The organism is Streptomyces sp. NPDC058375 (genome assembly GCF_042723425.1).
GTDB classification, from domain to species: domain Bacteria; phylum Actinomycetota; class Actinomycetes; order Streptomycetales; family Streptomycetaceae; genus Streptomyces; species Streptomyces durocortorensis.
Map to the genome: position 1 here is coordinate 1 of NZ_JBHXJG010000495.1, position 1,357 is coordinate 1,357.

At 67.2% G+C, this 1,357-nt stretch carries 2 protein-coding genes and 1 tRNA gene; 1 reads left to right on the plus strand and 2 read right to left on the minus strand.

The window, feature by feature from the left end; genetic code table 11:
- Positions 1 to 41: 41 nt before the first annotated feature.
- Together ACFWM7_RS35300 and ACFWM7_RS35305 are read right to left on the minus strand one after the other, a co-directional pair.
- Positions 42 to 113: transfer RNA gene (locus ACFWM7_RS35300), tRNA-Val, on the minus strand.
- 54 nt (positions 114 to 167) lie between these two features.
- Positions 168 to 623 carry a TIGR02611 family protein gene (locus ACFWM7_RS35305; RefSeq protein ID WP_383268882.1) on the minus strand — a complete coding sequence of 152 codons (456 nt, stop codon included), beginning with the start codon at positions 621 to 623 and terminating at the stop codon, positions 168 to 170.
- Positions 624 to 823: 200 nt separating this feature from the next.
- On the opposite strand from ACFWM7_RS35305, the gene ACFWM7_RS35310 reads away from it, so the two are divergent.
- The gene (locus ACFWM7_RS35310; protein WP_030589699.1) at positions 824 to 1,237 is read left to right on the plus strand and encodes an SsgA family sporulation/cell division regulator; all 414 of its coding nucleotides are present in this window, start codon (positions 824 to 826) and stop codon (positions 1,235 to 1,237) included.
- Positions 1,238 to 1,357: the final 120 nt, after the last annotated feature.

The window sequence follows — 1,357 nt, forward strand, 5'->3', positions numbered from 1 at the left end:
GCCCGGGAGACGGAATCCGTCTCCCGGGCCCTCTGTCCGGGTGGGCGATACTGGGTTCGAACCAGTGACCTCTTCGGTGTGAACGAAGCGCTCTCCCACTGAGCTAATCGCCCGGGCGCACCGCAAACATTACCCCATGTCAGCGGTGCTCCTGGACCGTCCCCGGGCTACTCGCTGATCTTCCACGGCATGGTGAGCCCGAACTTCCAGACGTAGATCCCGACCAGCACCGCCATGATCACGAGTCCCACCGTGGTGAGGATGATGTTGCGCCGCCGGACCTTGGGATCGAGGGCCCGCTGCGCCGCCTCGGTGACCTTGCGCTTGGTCCAGCGCAGCACCAGCTGGGCCCAGACGAACTCGGTCGCCCAGATCGCCATGCCGGCGAAGATCACCAGCCAGCCGGGGCCGGGCAGCACCAGCATGAGCACGCCCGCGACCACGACGCCGAGGCCGACGACGAAGACGCCGACCTGCCAGCTCAGGTGGAGCGCTTTCGACGCCTTGATGAAACCCGGGGCCCGCGAGCCCAGCGCGCGTTCCTCCCGGTCCGATTCCCCCATGGCGGATGCCGGGGGCGCCTGCTCGGCGACCTTGCTCCGCTCGTCACTCTCCGCGTTCATGAACCCAACTTACCCGACCGGCTCCGGTCACACTTTCGTCACTGGAATGGATGCATAGCTCAAAGTTACACGCCGCTGAGCGAGGGACCTGAAGCATCACAAATGGGTCAGAGGGGTTTACAACGCCACCGTAGGTGGCATGTCGATTTCGCCGACGTGCGAATCCCCGAGCGCACACTGAGCGAAAGGCCCTGGCGCTTATGAACACCACGGTCAGCTGCGAGCTGCACCTGCGCCTCGTTGTGTCGAGCGAGTCCTCACTGCCTGTACCTGCGGGCCTGCGGTATGCCACGGCCGATCCCTATGCCGTGCACGCCACCTTCCACACCGGAGCGGAGGAGACGGTCGAATGGGTATTCGCCCGTGACCTCCTTGCCGAGGGGCTGCACCGGCCCACCGGCACCGGAGACGTCCGCGTCTGGCCATCTCGTAGTCACGGTCAAGGCGTCGTATGCATCGCCCTGAGCTCCCCAGAGGGAGAAGCCCTGCTCGAAGCCCCGGCGCGGGCCCTGGAGTCGTTCCTGAAGAGGACCGACGCCGCAGTTCCGCCCGGCACCGAGCATCGTCACTTCGATCTCGACACGGAGCTCTCCCACATCCTGGCCGAGAGCTGAGCCAGGCAGAGAGCCGCTCGACGCCGTCCGACTCGGGGCGACGGCGTCGTGCCGACAACCGCATAGGGCAGTCAACGGCGCCGGGGGGGGGCGCTGCCCCCCCCGGCCGGCCCCCCCCGG

Coding starts and splice junctions, on each gene's coding strand:
- ACFWM7_RS35310 (WP_030589699.1), top strand. CDS start 824: ATGAACACCACGGTCAGCTGCGAGCTGCACCTGCGCCTCGTTGTGTCG.
- ACFWM7_RS35305 (WP_383268882.1), bottom strand. CDS start 623: ATGAACGCGGAGAGTGACGAGCGGAGCAAGGTCGCCGAGCAGGCGCCC.